Annotated in this window: 11 protein-coding genes; 5 read left to right on the forward strand and 6 right to left on the reverse strand. The window is 71.7% G+C overall.

Annotated features, from left to right (window positions below):
- Positions 1-7: 7 nt before the first annotated feature.
- Both ABZ818_RS02675 and ABZ818_RS02680 read right to left on the reverse strand, forming a co-directional pair.
- Positions 8-2,788: a VWA domain-containing protein gene (locus ABZ818_RS02675; protein WP_361409690.1), complete on the reverse strand. Its 2,781-nt coding sequence runs from the start codon at positions 2,786-2,788 to the stop codon at positions 8-10.
- Positions 2,778-3,551, reverse strand: a complete 774-nt coding sequence (locus ABZ818_RS02680; protein WP_361409693.1) for a hypothetical protein — start codon at positions 3,549-3,551, stop codon at positions 2,778-2,780. Before ABZ818_RS02680 ends, ABZ818_RS02675 begins: the two co-directional genes overlap by 11 nt.
- Before the next feature lie 162 nt (positions 3,552-3,713).
- On the opposite strand from ABZ818_RS02680, the gene ABZ818_RS02685 reads away from it, so the two are divergent.
- Both ABZ818_RS02685 and dnaK read left to right on the forward strand, forming a co-directional pair.
- Entirely contained in the window at positions 3,714-4,139 is a 426-nt protein-coding gene (locus ABZ818_RS02685) for an OsmC family protein (protein ID WP_361409696.1), read from the forward strand.
- A 151-nt stretch (positions 4,140-4,290) separates the two neighbouring features.
- On the forward strand, positions 4,291-6,153 hold the full coding sequence (gene dnaK / locus ABZ818_RS02690; RefSeq protein ID WP_361409699.1) for a molecular chaperone DnaK: 1,863 nt from the start codon (positions 4,291-4,293) through the stop codon (positions 6,151-6,153).
- Between the two features lie 254 nt (positions 6,154-6,407).
- Here the strand turns inward: dnaK and ABZ818_RS02695 are convergent, their stop codons facing one another.
- Both ABZ818_RS02695 and ABZ818_RS02700 read right to left on the reverse strand, forming a co-directional pair.
- Positions 6,408-7,271 (reverse strand): helix-turn-helix transcriptional regulator, encoded by an 864-nt coding sequence (locus ABZ818_RS02695; RefSeq protein WP_361409702.1) that lies wholly within the window; start codon positions 7,269-7,271, stop codon positions 6,408-6,410.
- Positions 7,264-8,127: a helix-turn-helix transcriptional regulator gene (locus tag ABZ818_RS02700; protein WP_361409705.1), complete on the reverse strand. Its 864-nt coding sequence runs from the start codon at positions 8,125-8,127 to the stop codon at positions 7,264-7,266. The genes ABZ818_RS02695 and ABZ818_RS02700 overlap by 8 nt, the downstream gene beginning before the upstream one ends.
- Before the next feature lie 29 nt (positions 8,128-8,156).
- On the opposite strand from ABZ818_RS02700, the gene ABZ818_RS02705 reads away from it, so the two are divergent.
- The 3 genes from ABZ818_RS02705 to ABZ818_RS02715 all read left to right on the forward strand — a co-directional run bounded on the left by ABZ818_RS02705 (position 8,157) and on the right by ABZ818_RS02715 (position 10,453).
- Positions 8,157-9,260 carry an ADP-ribosylglycohydrolase family protein gene (locus tag ABZ818_RS02705; RefSeq protein ID WP_361409708.1) on the forward strand — a complete coding sequence of 368 codons (1,104 nt, stop codon included), beginning with the start codon at positions 8,157-8,159 and terminating at the stop codon, positions 9,258-9,260.
- Between the two features lie 97 nt (positions 9,261-9,357).
- Complete coding sequence (locus ABZ818_RS02710) at positions 9,358-9,663, forward strand: 4a-hydroxytetrahydrobiopterin dehydratase (RefSeq protein WP_361409711.1); 306 nt, start codon at positions 9,358-9,360, stop codon at positions 9,661-9,663.
- A gap of 31 nt (positions 9,664-9,694) precedes the next feature.
- A complete protein-coding gene (locus ABZ818_RS02715) occupies positions 9,695-10,453 on the forward strand; it encodes a class I SAM-dependent methyltransferase (protein WP_361409714.1) in 759 nt (252 codons plus the stop codon).
- 110 nt (positions 10,454-10,563) lie between these two features.
- On the opposite strand, the gene ABZ818_RS02720 is transcribed toward ABZ818_RS02715, so the two are convergent.
- Positions 10,564-13,242: a cellulose binding domain-containing protein gene (locus tag ABZ818_RS02720; protein WP_361409717.1), complete on the reverse strand. Its 2,679-nt coding sequence runs from the start codon at positions 13,240-13,242 to the stop codon at positions 10,564-10,566.
- A gap of 184 nt (positions 13,243-13,426) precedes the next feature.
- Positions 13,427-16,345: a glycoside hydrolase family 48 protein gene (locus ABZ818_RS02725; protein ID WP_361409720.1), complete on the reverse strand. Its 2,919-nt coding sequence runs from the start codon at positions 16,343-16,345 to the stop codon at positions 13,427-13,429.
- Between the last annotated feature and the right edge of the window lie 94 nt (positions 16,346-16,439).

A 16,439-nucleotide genomic window follows, 5' to 3' on the forward strand; every position in this document is an offset into this window, starting at 1 on the left:
CCGGCGGTCAGTAGTGCGGCCAGAAGCCCGACCGGACCCGGCCGAAGTCGCTCATCATCATGACCGCGGGCGCCATGCCGCCCGGGCCGTGCGGCCGGTCGCTGAACGACACCACCGTGTCCAGCGAGCCGGTCAGCGTGATCAGCTTCTGCAGGGTGACCTGGTCGTCGCGGAACTCCCGCGCCGGCAGCCGGCCGTGCGCGGCCCGCAGCACCTCGATGTGCTGCTTCAGCCGCTTCGTCGCCGTGTCGCGGTCCCGGTCGTACAGGTCGTCCAGGGCGTGGAAGGTGACCTCGCTGGTCCACAGGCCCATGGCGTGCACGGCCACGGTCTCCTCGGTGAGGGTGAGGTCCGCGGCCAGGCCGAGTTCGTGCCGGTGCCCCTCGCGGGTGACGGTGTCGACGTACTGCACGGCCCCGGTGCCCAGGGGGTGCGGCTCGCGGCCCGGCGGCACGGTCAGTTCGAGGACGATCCAGTACGTCTCCCCGAACGCGAGGTCGGGCGCGAAGATGCGGATGCCGGTCTCCTCGGTGATGAGGTCCGGGAGGGCCTCGGCGCCGTAGTCCCGCTGTGCGCGCTTGGCCGCCTGGGCCGCCTCCCGCAGCACCGCCGCCCGGGCGCGCGGGTCGGTGACCAGGTCGTGGCCGTACAGGTGCCGGATCTCCACGTCGGGGGCGATGTCGAGGCGGAGCTGGATGTCGATGGCGGCCAGGTGGTCGCGCCGGTTCAGGTCGGCGAGCAGGTCCGTGCCCACCTGCTCGGGCCGGGTGACGAACGTCGCGTGACCGCCGGCCAGCCCGGCCAGCGCCGCCAGTTCGGGCATCCGGGCGTCGGAGCCGAAGCCGAAGCACGACACGGTGAGGTCGCCGCGGAGCTTGGCCGCGATGTTCGTGCGGATCCTGACCCAGTCCAGTTCGCCGGAGGTCGGGCCGCCGTCGGAGAAGAGGTACAGGCAGTTGACCGTGCCCCCGCCGAGGGCGTTCCGGCCGATCTCGTCGATGCCGTACTGCACACCGAGGTTGATGTCCGTGCCGCCGCCGGCTCTCAGCCCGGCCACCACCTGGGCGAAGCGCTCGCGCGGCAGCTCCCGCTTGGCGGTGGCGGGCAGCACCGTGCGGACGTGGTGCTCGAAGGTGATGACGCCCAGGCAGTCCGTCGGCCGCAGTCGGTCGTAGAGGGTCTGCAGGGCCGCCTTGACGCCGTCGAGCTTCTCGCCGTGCATCGAGCCGCTGGTGTCCACGACGAAGACGAAGTTCACCGGAAGCGGCTCGGCGGGGGCGTCCTCGGGGGGTGCTTCGCCCGCCTTGAGGGTGATCTCCAGGAAGTGGGTCGTCGCCTCGTCGGCCCTGAACTCGCCCTGCGCGGCCGCCAGCCCGTGGCTGACGCCGACGGCCCGGCCGGGCGGGGGACCGGGCACCTGCTCCGTGCGGGCCGCCACGAAGTCGTCGAACCGGATCTGCTCCTGCCCGATGATCACGCCCTGCTCGATGAGATCCCGCACGCCGAGGGGGGAACGGGTGCCGAAGGCGCTGTTGCGGCGGATGAAGAGTCCGTCGTGGGGGAGGGGCCGGCCGGTGCGGCGGAACAGGGGCAGGCGACGGCCGGGCGGCTGGGCGCCATAGCTGATGGTGCGACGTCGCGCGGCGGCACCGAGGTGATCGGCGGCCGCGGATTCGGGGACCGGGTCGCGGGGGCCGCGACGGCGGAGGAACTCATCGGCTTCGTAGTCCTCGTAGGCCTCGTCCTCGGGCGGCGGTGGCCCGGCGGGCCCGCGCGAACCCGGCGGAGGTTGCGCGGCGTGCCGCGTGCGCGCTTGGATCTCCCCGTCGAGTGAGGCGGGGAGGAGCCAGTCCTCCTCCTCCGGAGGCGGAGCGCTCAGACGGCCGATGTAGACGGTGTCCCCTTCGGACGCCGCCCCCGACCCCCGCAGGGAGAATCGCCCGTCGCGCGGGGCGGACGCCGACCGGATCTCCCGACCCGCCCGCAGCCATCCCCACAGCGGGGCGTCCGGACTGTCCGGGGCGGGCGGGGTGATCCCGGGGTGCACGATCGCCGTCAGCGTCAGGTTCCAGCGCACGGCCCCTCGTAGCTCCACCGCCCAGTCCTCGGCGCTCTCCCCGAGCACCGGCCCGGCCGGCAGCCCGATGCGGGCCGCGAAGTCCCGGCACAGCGGCGCGCGCTCGGCGCGTACCGCCCGCCCGGCCGCGGCGGGAGCACCCTCCCGGGGCAGCTCCACCACCAGCAGTGCCAGCCGGTCCTCGCCGTCCGGGCCCATGGGCCCCGGCGCGGCCGAACCGCCCGGAAGCGGGGCACCCGGCGGGGGCGGCGACTCCTCCGAGGACGACGCCCCCACCGACGACGAGGCACCCTCCACACGAGAGGCACCCACCACACGAGAGGCCCCCTCCGGGTGCAAAGAGCCTTCCGGAAGAGCGGCCTCCGCCACCGTGGCCGGTTCGCACAGCCGCAGTCCGGCTCCGCAGCGCAGGAGTTGCCACAGCGCGCCGCCCGGTTGGGGGCGCGCGTCGCGCTGGATCCGGCCGCCGGGGTGGATCAGGAGCACCGCGTCCGGGTGCCGGGCGAGGAGCGCGTCGGCCTCCTCCGCCGTACGGGCCGGCGGAGAGAGCGGGAACAGGTCCGCCCTGGCCGCGGCGGTCAGTGCCTCCCGCAGCGCCTCCTCCGGCTCGTCGCACGACCCACCGCCCGCGCCCTCGTCCGCGACGGTGGCCGACGGGAGGAAGAGGACCGCCTTCCGCTGCTCCCTGTGCCTGCTCCGCTCACTCCGCATGGACATCCTCCGTGGTACGGGTGGGAAGCGGGCACCGCGCCTCGAGCTCCGTGCGGGTGCGTACCCCACCGTCGAACATTCCCTCGGCCCGCAACTGGCGCAGCCACGCGTCGAGTTCGGCGTTCAAGCCGGTGCTCTCCACCGACAGCCGCGCGGCCCGGTCACGCCGGTCGGGGTCGCCCGCCAGCAGAAGCAGCTCCATCTTCAGCGCGATGCCGTACGGGTCCCGGCCGTCCAGCTTCAGCGCCTCCTCGACATATCCGTACGCCACGTCGAGGTTGGACCGGACCAGCGCGATCCTGGCCTTCCAGTACCAGAACACGGACGACTCGCGGTCCAGCCGGGATGCCTCCAGGGCGCGCTCCGCCTGGTCGGCCTCCCCGCTCTCGACGTGCCGGCGCACCGTGGTGAGCCTGCGCTCCGCACCGCCGCCGGCCTTCGCGCGGGCCGCCGGACCGGTGACCAGGCGCACCGCGAGGAACAGCACCGCCAGCAGGAACAGCAGCAGCATGCCCACGAGGACCAGGAACTGCCGGACACCCGTGCTTTCGGCGAGGGTGGCGAAGATCCCGAGGATCGCCACGGCGAAGGCGAGCACGACCACGGTTCCGAACAGGGCGGTCGCCTGCGCCGACGTGAGCGTCCGGAACATCCGCCTGCGGATGATGTCGCGCACGAGGTCCCGGTAGAGCAGGTACAGGACGCCGAGAGCGACCCCACCAAATCCTGCGATTCCCCCGAGGACTTGGAAGAGTTCGACCATGGAACGGACTGTAGGGCCTCCTCCCGCCGTCCGGCAGGCGATTCACACACCTTCCACGGCAGGTCGCGGCCTGTTCGGTGGTCGCGCATGGCGCGGATGTGATCGGATGGCGGTTACGGAACCCCGGCAACGGGAACCTTGGCGAAAGGTATGGAACCAACCGTGGCAACCACGCGCACCGCTCACACCGTCTGGGAAGGCAACCTGCTCGAGGGCAACGGCGTCGTCACCTTCGACTCCTCCGGCATCGGCCAGCAGCCGGTGTCGTGGCCGTCGCGCGCCGAGCAGGCGAACGGGAAGACCAGCCCCGAGGAGCTGATCGCAGCCGCCCACTCGAGCTGCTTCTCCATGGCGCTGTCGCACGGCCTCGCCGGCGCCGGCACCCCGCCCACCACCCTGCGGACGAAGGCGGACGTCACCTTCCAGCCGGGCGAGGGCATCACAGGCATCCACCTCAGCGTCGAGGGCACGGTCCCCGGCATCGACAACGACGCGTTCGTCGCCGCGGCCGAGGAAGCCAAGAAGAACTGCCCGGTCAGCCAGGCCCTGGCCGGTACGACGATCACCCTGGACGCGAAGCTCGCCTGAGCCGAGGCCACGTCCGACGATGCCGCGCCCCTCGTCCCGGGCGCGGCATCGGTGTTCCCGGGTAGAGCGGCAGCCGGCGGGTACGCGGCATTGACAACAGCGCACTCAAGTTTTGTGCTGGAGAGCAGGAGGCGCCCGGAAGGGGACGAAGATGGCACGTGCGGTCGGGATCGATCTCGGGACGACGAACTCGGTGGTGGCCCTGCTGGAAGGCGGCGACCCCACCGTCGTCGCCAACGCCGAGGGCGCGCGCACCACGCCGTCGGTCGTGGCGTTCGCCAAGAACGGCGAGGTGCTCGTCGGCGAGGTGGCCAAGCGGCAGGCGGTGACGAACGTGGAGCGCACCGCACGCTCGGTCAAGCGCCACATGGGGGACGCGAACTGGCGCTTCCCGGACCAGGGCTCCGTCGACGGAACCCGCTACCGGGCGCAGGAGCTGTCCGCGCGCGTCCTGCAGAAGCTGAAGCGGGACGCGGAGGCGTACCTCGGCGAGGACGTCACGGACGCGGTGATCACCGTACCGGCGTACTTCGACGACGCCCAGCGGCAGGCGACGAAGGAGGCCGGGGAGATCGCCGGTCTGAAGGTCCTGAGGATCATCAACGAGCCGACGGCCGCCGCGCTCGCCTACGGACTGGACCGGGGCGAGGAGCAGACCGTGCTCGTCTTCGACCTCGGCGGCGGCACCTTCGACGTCTCCCTGCTGGAGATCGGCGACGGCGTCATCGAGGTCAAGGCCACCAACGGCGACACCCACCTCGGCGGCGACGACTGGGACCAGCGGATCGTCGAGCACCTGGTCAAGCGGTTCAAGGGCCAGTACGGCGTCGACCTCGGCAACGACAAGATGGCGTTGCAGCGGCTGCGCGAGGCCGCCGAGAAGGCCAAGGTCGAGCTGTCGTCGTCCTCCGAGACGACGATCAACCTGCCCTACATCACGGCTTCCGCCGAGGGCCCGCTGCACCTGGACGAGAAGCTGACCCGGGCCCAGTTCCAGGAGCTCACCGCCGATCTGCTGGACCGCTGCCGCAAGCCCTTCCACCAGGCCGTCAAGGACGCGGGCATCAAGCTCTCGGTCGTCGACCACGTGATCCTCGTCGGCGGCTCCACCCGGATGCCGGCCGTGACCGACCTGGTGCGGGAGCTGACCGGCAAGGACCCGCACAAGGGCGTCAACCCCGACGAGGTGGTGGCCGTGGGCGCCGCCCTCCAGGCGGGCGTGATCCGCGGCGACGTCAAGGACGTCCTCCTCCTCGACGTCACCCCGCTGTCCCTCGGCATCGAGACCAAGGGCGGCATCATGACCAAGCTCATCGAGCGCAACACCACGATCCCGACCCGGCGTTCGGAGATCTTCACCACCGCCACCGACAACCAGCCCTCGGTCGGCATCCAGGTCTACCAGGGCGAACGTGAGATCGCCGCGTACAACAAGAAGCTCGGCGTCTTCGACCTCACCGGCCTGCCGCCCGCCCCGCGCGGGGTGCCGCAGATCGAGGTCGCCTTCGACATCGACGCCAACGGGATCATGCACGTCTCGGCCAAGGACCTCGCCACGGGCCGCGAGCAGAAGATGACCGTGACCGGCGGCTCGGCGCTGCCCAAGGACGACATCGACCGCATGATGCGGGAGGCCGAGCAGTACGCCGAGGAGGACCGCAAGCGCCGGGAGACCGCCGAGACCCGCAACCAGGCCGAGCAGCTCGTCTACCAGACGGAGAACTTCCTTCGCGACAACGGCGACCGCGTGCCCGCCGACACCAAGTCGGAGGTCGAGGCCGCCGCCGCCGAGGTGAAGGCCCTCCTGGAGCAGCAGGCGGAGACCCCCGCGCTGCGCACGGCCATCGACAAACTGGCCTCCGTCAGCCAGCGGATGGGTCAGGCGATGTACGCCCAGGCCCAGCAGAGCGGCACGGAGAGCACCGGACCGCGGACGGCACCGCCCGACGAGGACACGGTGGTGGACGCGGAGATCGTCGACGACGAACGCGACACCAGGGGCGGAGCCGCCTAGTGCCCCAACAGGCAACGTTCGCCCCGTCGCGACGCCCGGCACGCTCCCCCGAGCTCTTCGAGCAGGGGGGACCCCCACTCGCCGCACCGGCCGAAAGCCCAAGTACGTCCAGTACGAGGACTTCCGGCCGGCACTCCCCCAAGCTCTTCGAGCAGGGGGGACCCCCAGAGCACGCACCGGACGCCGCTCCTTCACGGGCAAACGTTGCCTGCCGCGGCACTAGTGGTACAGGTCGCTCGCCCGCCGGGCATGCCTCACAGGTTCTCGCGGTACTTCCGCAGCAGCTCGCGGGTCTGCTCGGCGGTGGCGGCGGCGGCCGTCATACGGTCCAGGACCTCGAGGTGCGCGGAGATCTCCGTGCGGGAATCCAGGTACAGGGCGCCGGTCAGGTACTCGGTGTAGACCAGGTCGGGCAGCTCCGGCTCGGCGAAGCGGAACAGCGAGAACGGCGCGTACGTCCCCGCGTGCGGCCCCCGCGAGAACTCGGCGACCTGCAGCGTCACCCGGTCCCGCTCGGTGTAGAGGAGCAGCTTGTCCAGCTGCTCGCGCATCACCTCGGGGCGGTCGCTCACCGGCCGCCGCAGCACCGTCTCGTCGATGATCACCCACAGGTGCGGCGGATCGGCCCGCTCCAGCAGCCGCTGCCGGGCCATCCGCAGCGACACGTGCCGCTCGACCGCGTCCGGCCTGCGCTGCCCGACCGTCCCCGCCTCCAGCACCGCCCGCGCATAGTCCTCCGTCTGGAGCAGTCCCGGTACGAAGTGCGGCTCGTAGGAGCGGATCAGCCGGGCGGAGCCCTCCAGGCTCACATACAGGCTGAACCACTCCGGCAGCACGTCGTGGAACCGCTGCCACCAGCCCGGCGCGTTGGCCTCCTCGGCCAGCGCGACGAACGCGGCGGCGGCCTCGTCGCCCACCCCGTACGCGCTCAGCAGCATCTGCACGTACGGGATCTTCAGTGCGACCTCGGCCGTCTCCATCCGCCGTACCGTCGCGGGGGCCACCCGCAGGACGCGCGCGGCCGCCTCGCGTCCCAGTCCGGCCTTCTCCCGGAGTTCCTGAAGCCGTTTGCCGAGCACCACCTGTCCCACGGTGGGCGCCGCCCGCCGCTCACTCACGCCATGCACCCCGGCTCTCTCCCGCCCACGACGAGTGAAGGTACTCGACGGTGGCCGGATCGGCGGGCAGGAACGTCTCGATCGCCAGCTCCGCCACCGTCACGTCCATGGGCGTGTTGAAGGTGGAGATGGAGGAGACGAACGACAGCACCCGCCCGTCGTGCTCGATCCGCAGCGGCAGCGCGAAGTACGGCACCTGCGCGGGCGGCTCCGCCACTTCCTCCGGCGCGTTGCGCGGCAGCGGATAGGCCGCCACCTCCTCGTACAGCTCGCGCAGCGCGGCCGAACGGTGCAGCGCGACCTGCCGCTCCATCTGGGCGAGCAGGTGCCCGCGCCACTCGCGCAGATTGCGGATGCGCGGCGCCAGGCCCTCTGGGTGCAGGGTCAGCCGCATCGCGTTCAGCGGCAGGGCGAGCAGCCGCTCCGGCAGGCCCTCCAGGAGCATCGTGATGCCCCGATTCGCGCTCACCACGTTGTACTTCGCGTCGACCACCAGCGCCGGATACGGCTCGTACCCCCGGATCAGCCGCTCCAGGCCCTCGCGCAGCGGGCCGAGCGCCGGGTCGTCCAGCGGGGTCTGCCGGTACCTCGGGGCGTAACCGGCGGCCAGCAGCAGGGCGTTGCGCTCCCGCACCGGTACCTCCAGGTGCTCCGCCAGCCGCAGCACCATCTCCTCGCTAGGCCGGGACCGTCCGGTCTCGACGAAGCTGATGTGCCGGGCCGAGGAGTCGGCGCGCAGCGCCAGTTCGAGCTGGCTGATCCGCCGCCGCTCCCGCCAGGACCGCAGCAGCGGGCCCACGCCCTGGGCTGCGGGGGCGGTGGGGGACGCGGTGGTGCCGGACGCGACAATGGTCATACGCACGACCGTAGTCGAGGAGGGGGCGTATGACCGAGCCGTGGAAGCCGTCCTGGGAGGCGACGGCGGTGTACCGCGCCAGAGTGCGCGGCTGCCTGCTGGGCGGCGCCGTCGGGGACGCGCTCGGCTATCCGGTCGAATTCGACTCCCTGGAGCGGATCCGCGCCGTGCACGGTCCGCGCGGCGTGACCGGCCTGGTGCCCGACGGGGACGGCGCGGTGGGCCGGATCACCGACGACACCCAGATGACCCTGTTCACCGTGGAGGGCCTGCGCCAGGCCCACGAGCGCGAGCGGCTGCGGGGCATCGGCGGCGGCTGGCCCCGCCTGGTGCGCTGGGCCTACGAGCGCTGGCTGGAGACCCAGCGCAGGCAGGGCCCCGAGGACAGCGAGATGGCCGGGCCCGCCGGGGGCTCCTACGAGGGTCCGCGCGGCGGACTGATCACCGAGCGGTGGCTGTACGCCCGCCGCGCCCCCGGAAACGCCTGCCTGTCCGGGCTGTCCCAGGACTTCGTGCCCGATCCGGCGGCCGAACTCGGCTCGCCCGGCCCGGTCAACTCCGACTCCAAGGGCTGCGGCGCCGTGATGCGCTCGGCGCCCTTCGGACTGACCCGCACCGACCCCGCCACCGCCTTCGGCATGGCCGCCCGCTGCGCCCAGACGACCCACGGCCACCCCACCGGTTACTACGCGGCCGGCGCGCTCGCCGTGATCGTCGCGTACCTCGTGTCCGGGGACTCCGTCGAGGGCGCGGTCCTGCGCGCGCTGCGGCTGCTCGCCCGCCATCCAGGGCACGAGGAGACCAGTGCCGCCCTGGAGCAGGCCCTCGACCTGGCCGGACAGGGCACTCCGACGCCCGAGAGGCTTCAGCGGCTCGGCGCCGGATGGGTCGCCGAGGAGGCCCTCGCCATCGGCGTCTACAGCGCCCTGGCCGCCCCGCGCGTCGAGGACGCCCTGCTGCTCGCCGTCAACCACTCGGGTGACAGCGACTCCACCGGCTCCCTCTGCGGAAACATCCTCGGCGCCCGGCACGGCGACCACGGTCTGCCGCACACCTGGGTGGAACACGTCGAGGGCCGTGCCAGGATCGCCGCCCTGGCGGACGACCTCGCGGCCGAGTGCGTGGCCCGCTGAGCCGGGGCCCGTTCCGGCCCGGGACGCGGCGGCCCTCCTGTGGCAGGCTGAACAGGAACGCGAGGTCCAGGAGAGGTCCAGGAAGGGAGCCGGCCCCATGCCCGTCGCACCGCTGTCGCACAAGGAGATCGAGGACCGGCTGGCCGAACTGCCCGGCTGGTCCGTCGACGGGGACCGCCTCACCCGCTCCTTCCGGCTCGGCTCGCACTTCGCGGCGACGGCGATGGTCGTGCACATCGCCCAGGTGCAGGAGGAGCTCAACCACCACTCCGACCTGACCCTGGGCTACAACACGGTCTCGCTCAGCGTGAACACCCACAGCGCGGGCGGCGCCGTCACCGAGAAGGACTTCGAACTCGCCCGCCGGGTGCAGGACCTCGCACCGGGACACGGGGCGAGCTGAGCCGCCGCCGGGGCGGGGTGGGGGGATCCGCGTGCTGGACTACGACGAGGAAGCCGAGCGCTACGACGCCTCGCGCGGCGGCGAACCGAGAGCGGAGGCCGCGGCGGAGGCCGTCCTCGGCCTCGTGCCGCGGCAGACGCGCGAACTGCTCGACGTGGGCTGCGGCACCGGCATCGTGACCCGCCGCCTCGCCGCCGCCCGCGCCGGTCTGCGGGTGACCGGAGTCGACCGGGCGCCCACGATGGCCCGGCATGCCGGGGCACGCCTGCCCGGTGCCGTCGTGCTCGCCGACAGCCGCAGCCTGCCCTTCCCCGAGGGTCGGTTCGACGCCGTCACCAGCGTGTGGCTGCTGCACCTGGCGCCCGGCCCCGAGGACGCGCGGGCGATCGTCGCCGAGTGCGCCCGGGTGCTCCGGCCCGGCGGGGTGTACGTGACCACGGTCGACAAGGCCGCCGCGCACAACGTCGGCAGCGACATCGACGCCGTACTCGCCTCCCGGCCCCGCCGCCCGGCCCGCGACGACGCCGGCCTCGTCGGCGAGTACGCCGCCGCGCACGGCCTGGTCCCGGCCGGGCAGGCCCTCTTCCCGGGCCGCGACCAGGGCCGCAGCCCCCGCAGCACCATCGCCGACCTGCGCCGCGGCTGGTTCGTCACGCTGCCGCCGGGCGAATCCCTCGCCCAGGCCTTCGCCACGCGGCTGGCGGCCCTGCCCGACCAGGACCGCCGCCGCCCGGACCCGGTCTTCACCCTGCGGGCGTTCCGCAAGGAGGAGAGAGGAGCAGAGGAGTAGAGGAGCAAGGGGGAGCAAAGAGGAGCTTCCGCGAGGGGAAGCAAGGGGCGGCGAGCCGCCGAGCCGGACGAAGGGGCGCGTGCCGCGTCCGGCACGCGCCCCTCCCCCCGTCAGGAGACCATGCAGGCCTGGCCGCCGACCGTGAAGGTGGCCGGTCTGCCGTTGGTCCCCGACCAGCTCCCCGTGAAGCCGAAGCCCACCGAGGAACCGGCCGCCACGGTGCCGTTCCAGCTCACGTTCCGTGCCGTCACCGACGCGCCCGACTGGGAGTAGTCGGCGTTCCACAGCTGGGTCACCTTCTGCCCGTTCGGGAAGGACCAGGTGAGCGACCAGCCGTTCCAGGCCGTGGAACCGGTGTTGGTCAGCTGGACGTCGGCCTGGAAGCCGTCGGTCCACTGGTTGGTGACCTTGTACGTCACCGCGCAGGGGCCGGCCGGCGGTGTCGTGCCGCCGCCCGAGTCCCCGCCGCCCGTGTCCCCGCCGCCGGTGCCGGAGGCGTCGCCGGAGATCACGCCGCGGCCGTTGGTGGAGACGTACACGCGGCCGTAGACCCGGGGGTCGCCCGTGATCGCCGCGCCGGTCCAACCCCACTGGTGGGCGTCGTCGTTGATCCGGGTCCAGCTCGCGCCCTTGTCGGTGGAGCGGAAGATGCCCCGCACCCCGCCGATCTTCGCGCTCGTGTACAGCGTCTGGTACGAGGCGCCGCTCGCCGCCTTGCCGAAGCCGATGGTGTCGGCCTGCTCGATGCCCGCCAGCTTGGTGAAGGACGCGCCCCCGTTGGTGGAGTGCCACAGCCCGTACGCGCCGTCGCTCGCGCCGCCCGCCAGCCAGATGTCGCCCTTCGTGCCCGGCAGCGCCTTGAAGCGCACATTGTCACCGCTGGGCAGTCCCGTGGCCGACGAGGCGGCGAAGGTGGCGCCGCCGTCCGGACTCACGTAGAACTTGCCGGACTTGAAGCCGTAGAAGGTCTTCGGATCCACCCGGTCCGACTCCACGACGGCGCCCGCCGGGATCCCGGCCGACGCCGACCACGAGGACCCGAAGCCCGTCGTGTACCGCACGCCCGTGCCCGCCGGGCTCCACACGAACCGGCTGCCGTCCGCGGCGGCCGCGACCGTCCCGCCGCCGCTCACGCCCGACGGGTCGGTGCCGGCGAACCAGTTGGCGCCGTTGTCGGTCGAGAACCCGATGTGCGCGCCCGAGTCGGTGTCGCCCACCCGCACCACCGTGTTCGGGTTCGTCTCGGCGAAGTCCAGACTGGTGCTCGTGGTGAAGGTGGGGGAGGTGAACATCATCGACGGGACCTTCGCCAGATCCGTGTGCCGGAAGCCGCCGATGTCGCCCAGCGCGCTGAGCAGCGGCGCTCCGGAGGGCGGCGACGCCAGGTCGTTCACCGCGGTCTCCTCCAGGCCCTGCACCATCGGGCGCACGGTGAACTGGCCGCCGTCGTCCCACCGGGTGAGGTTCTCGGTGCCGTAGATCGTCGCGCCCGTGCCGTACATCATCCGGTTGGAGTCGAACGGGTCGATCTCCAGCGACTCCGTCATCCAGCCCAGTTTCGGGGTCTGTTCGGGCGGTGAGGGGTTGGCGCCGAAGGTCAGCCAGGGCGTGGACGACACGTCCATGGTGTAGCGGTTGGAGCGGTTCGGGTACGACGTGTAGTCCCAGGCCTGTGTCCAGGTCGCGCCGCTGTCGGTGGAGCGGAAGATCTGCGTGTCCGGCCACCAGGAGCTGTAGGCCGTCGCCATCACCGTGCCCGGGTGCTGCCGGTCGAGCGTGAGACCGCTGAAGCCGTAGTAGGTGTCGGCCACCGCGACCGGGCTGATGTTCGTCCAGGTGCCGGTCGCGGTCGCGTACCGCCACAACTGGCCCTTGCCGCCATCGTACGGTCCGCCCGTGTCGCTGTAGGCGAGGTACAGGTAGCCGTTCTTCGCGTCCAGTACGCCCTTGTGGGCCAGGTACCCGGTCGGCTGCCCCGGCAGCCGCTGCCAGGTCGCGCCCGCGTCCGTCGAGCGGTACACCGCGTTGTCCTTGTCGGCGACCCCGGCGTAGACGGTCTTCGTCGCGTTGCCCGGGGTGCCGGTGGACTCGTCGAAGGTGACCCAGACGACGCCCTGGTTGTCACTGGCGTAGCCGGACGTGTCGCTCGGGTCCTGCGCGTAGTTGCCCGGGTTGGTGAAGCTGGTGACCCGCGACCAGGTCGCCCCCGAGTCCGTCGACCGCCACAGGCCCTTGCCGCTGGGCGCGCCCAGGTACAGCACGCTGTTCTTGTTCGGGTCGACCGCCAGCCGCTCGCCCATCCCGCGGCCCGGCATGTTCCCGCCGAGCTTGAACGGCAGGTCGGTCTTCTTCCAGCTCGCGCCCCGGTCGGTGGAGCGCAGCACGGCGCCGTTGCCCGGGTCCCAGCTGTTGGTGTACGTGCCGACGGCCGCGTACACCCGGTCGGGGGCGGCGGAGTCGGAGGCGAGGGAGACGACGCCGGTGTGGCCCCAGTCGTCCCAGCCGACGGAGTCCAGCAGCGGGGTCCAGGTCTTCGTCGACTGCTGCCAGCGGTAGGCGCCGCCGATGTCGGTGCGGGCGTAGACCAGGTTCTTCTCACTGCGGTTGAAGACGATGCCCGGGACGAAGCCGCCCCCGTCGACGCGGGCGTTCTTCCAGGTGTACGTGTCCGCCGCGACCGCGGCCGGTGCGGCGGGCCGGGCCGCCGCGGACGGGGCGCCGGCAAGCAGTCCGGCGGCGAGTGCGAACACGGCCGTGAGGACACGGCCGGTGCGGGAGGTTCTTCGCACGGTGGGGCTCCTCTCGACGGAGGGCAGGAGGAAGGAAGTAAGGGAGGGAGGAAGGGGGAAAGCTGCCAGGAGGCAGGAGCGGGAAGGACGTGACGACCGGGCGGCTCCCCCTGTGAGGGAGCCGCCCGGTCGGGGTCCCGTCGGCGGATGACGGGCCCCGGTACACGGAGCGTTCAGCGGGGACTTATTCGAGGAGCTCCGCGTACGAACCCATGGCGAGCGCGATGTCCGCCTGCGCCCAGAACCGGTGGTAGGTGAAGACCGGGGCCGCGCCGCCCTTGAGGTAGGACTCGATCTTCGACCAGGCCGGGTCGTTCTTGTAGAAGGAACGGATCGAGGCGAAGGTCGACGAGGAGTCGATCTTGTCGCCGTTCGGCATCGTGCCGGTCCAGCCGCTCGGTACGTACACCTTGTCGCCGAAGCGGCTGTAGTCGGTGCGGGTCTCCGGGACGGCGATGCCCAGGCTGTCCTGGTTGTTGCTCCACATGCCGTCCAGCAGCGCCTTCGCCGTCGACTTGGCCTGCGCGTCCCCGGACCTGGCGGCGTAGTACGTCAGGGTCTTGGCGTACGCGGCGGCCACACCGACGTCGTTGGTGTAGTCGGCGACGGTGACGTGCAGCCCGCTGTTGGAGCCGGGGGAGGAGGCGTTCCAGGTGTCCGGCTGGCCCGACCACTGGAGCGTGGAGGGGATCTGGAAGGTGCCGTTGGGGTTGACCGTGGTCTTGGACAACGCCCACTTGACCCACTTGTCGAGCACCGTCTTCGCGGCGGCGTCACCCGTCTGCTGGTAGTACTCGGCGACCCGCTCCATCGACCAGGCCTGGAAGCCGAACCACTGGTTGGACGGCGGGTCGTGGTAGACCGGCTGCCAGTCGTAGTACATGCCGTAGAAGGTCGGCGTGCCGGCCGGCGGGGTGGCGTAACGGCCCTGCCAGCTGTTGGTCGCGCCGCCCGCGATGGCGCCCTCGGAGGACTGGAGCCACCGGTAGAACTCCAGCTGCCGCTGGAGCGACTTGCTCCAGTCCGCCGCGCCCGTCGCCGACTTGGGCTTCAGGTCGGCGTTGCTGCTCAGCGCGTACGCGGCGAGCGGGTTCTGGTAGCCGCCGTGGACGTGGCTGGAGCCGATGCGCCAGGCCCAGCCCGCCGAGGTGTCGGTCGCCCCGCCCCAGGCGTAGTACCAGGAGAGCAGGTAGTGCGAGGCGTCCTTGCCGGTACCGGCGGGGCAGGAGGAGGGCCCGGTGCAGTTGCCGATCTTCTTGAAGTACTTGTCGTACATCGAGTACCGCAGGTAGTCGCCCATCTTCGCCGCCTTGGCGACGGTGGCCGACACATCGGACCCCTTGCCCTGCGCCTTGGCCCACAGATTGGCCCAGTACGCGGCCTGGACGGCGCGCGCGTCGGCGTCGGGGGCGTCGGTGTACTTCCACTGCTTGGCGTAGGAGTCGTCACCGGTGAACAGGTCCAGATAGCCGTTCTTGCCGCCGTACTTGAAGGCGTCGCAGGTGGTCTGCGGCACCGTCTCCCAGACCGACTCCTCGGCGCCGCGCTGGAAGGTGTTGATGTACGACGGTCCCTTGGCCGTGGGTCCGGCCTCGCACTGACCGCCCGGTGTGTTGCCGTAGCCGTAGACGTTGTCGACGTCCTCGATCCAGTGCATGCCGTAGATGTCGTCCGTGCCGTACGCGGACTTCAGCTCGGACGCGATCGGGTCAGGACCCACCGACACCCCGGAGTCGAGCCGGGCCGGGTACTGGTTGGGCGTGTCCAGCTCGGGCGCGTACGTCGCCGGCTTGGAGGCGGTGTAGAAGGAGTTGGTCGGCTGGTCGGCGTGGGTGGGGATCATGTACTTCTCCATGATCGACCAGGCGCCGTTGAACTTGGACCAGTCGCCCGTCACCTTGCCGTACATGGCCTGGAGCCACAGCAGGTAGCTGTACGCCTCCGACGTGGTCTCGTGGCCGTGGTCGGGCGCCTCCACGATCAGCGTCTCCACCGAGTGGTAGGGGACGCCGTCGGGGGAGAAGTAGCCGTTCGCCGGGTTGGTGATCTTCCCGTACAGGTCCAGGAAGCGGGCGTCGTACGCCTTCGAGGCGGCCAGCTCCGTCACGGTGACCGTGGCCTTGGTGTAGCCGGTGGCCGAGGCCGTGAAGACCGCCGAGCCGGTGCCCGAGGAGTCCGCGGTGACGGTCACCTTCTGCGCGGTGTTCCAGTTGGCCGGGGTGAAGGTGAGCGAGGAGCCGCCGGTCACGGACAGGCCCGTGTTGCCGGACGTGCGGGACACGCCGACCGTCACGTTGGAGCTGGGCTGGTTCGACAACTTGACGTCGAAGGTCCCCGACTTGCCCTGCTGAACGCCCAGTTGGGTGGGCGAGGCCACCACGGCGGGACCCGAGGAGACCGTGATGCCGACCGGCGTGGACTCCGCGGACGCGCCGAGGGTGTCGTACGCCTTCGCCACCAGGGAATGACTGCCCACGGCCAAGTTGGAGACCGAGAGCGAGTACGGCGCGCTCGTGTCCGTGCCCAGCAGGGTCGTGTCGTCGTAGAACTCGACCTTGCTGATGCTCGCGTTGTCGGCCGCCGCCGCGGTCGCCGCGAGCGGTACCGCGGCGCCCTGGGTGTAGACCGCGCCCGCGGCCGGGCTGGTCAGCACCGTCACCGGGGGCTGGTGCGCGCCGGCGCAGGTGGTGCCGTTGATCGCGAAGCTCGTCGGCGCGGTGTTGGTGCCGCTGTAGCTGAACTGGGCACCAGTGCTCACGGCGCTTTTGGCGGCGATCGTCCCGTTGTACGACTCGTTCTTCACGGTGATCGTCTGGCCGGACTGCGACCAGATGCCGTTCCAGCCGTTGCTGAGCTTCTGGTTGCCCGAGTAGCCGTAGGTCAGGGTCCAGCCGTTGATGGCGTCCGCACCGCGGTTGGTGATGGTCAGGTCCGCGGTGAAGCCGGAGCCCCAGTCGTTGGTCTTGTAGTCCACGCTGCACTGCAGGGCCGCCGCGTGCGCGGTGGTCGACCCCGTCGACAGCATGGTGAGCGGAAGGGCGAGGGCCGCCACGATGGCGGTCCATAGCCGCCGCACGCCGCGGCGTCCGCGTCGGGGATGCATGTGCTGGTTCCTCCTTGCGGCTCGGGGGAGGTGGGGGAGGAGCGTCAAGCCGTGAACCAGTGGGAGCGCTCCCATAGTGCGGACGGGTGTCCAG

This window comes from Streptomyces sp. NPDC047453 (genome assembly GCF_040643155.1).
Taxonomy (GTDB): Bacteria; Actinomycetota; Actinomycetes; order Streptomycetales; family Streptomycetaceae; genus Streptomyces.

What these genes read in the sequence shown, in the direction of transcription:
- ABZ818_RS02675 (WP_361409690.1), bottom strand. Translation starts at nt 2,788, where the DNA reads ATGCGGAGTGAGCGGAGCAGGCACAGGGAGCAGCGGAAGGCGGTCCTC.
- ABZ818_RS02680 (WP_361409693.1), bottom strand. Translation starts at nt 3,551, where the DNA reads ATGGTCGAACTCTTCCAAGTCCTCGGGGGAATCGCAGGATTTGGTGGG.
- dnaK (WP_361409699.1), top strand. Translation starts at nt 4,291, where the DNA reads ATGGCACGTGCGGTCGGGATCGATCTCGGGACGACGAACTCGGTGGTG.
- ABZ818_RS02700 (WP_361409705.1), bottom strand. Translation starts at nt 8,127, where the DNA reads ATGACCATTGTCGCGTCCGGCACCACCGCGTCCCCCACCGCCCCCGCA.
- ABZ818_RS02705 (WP_361409708.1), top strand. Translation starts at nt 8,157, where the DNA reads ATGACCGAGCCGTGGAAGCCGTCCTGGGAGGCGACGGCGGTGTACCGC.
- ABZ818_RS02710 (WP_361409711.1), top strand. Translation starts at nt 9,358, where the DNA reads ATGCCCGTCGCACCGCTGTCGCACAAGGAGATCGAGGACCGGCTGGCC.
- ABZ818_RS02725 (WP_361409720.1), bottom strand. Translation starts at nt 16,345, where the DNA reads ATGCATCCCCGACGCGGACGCCGCGGCGTGCGGCGGCTATGGACCGCC.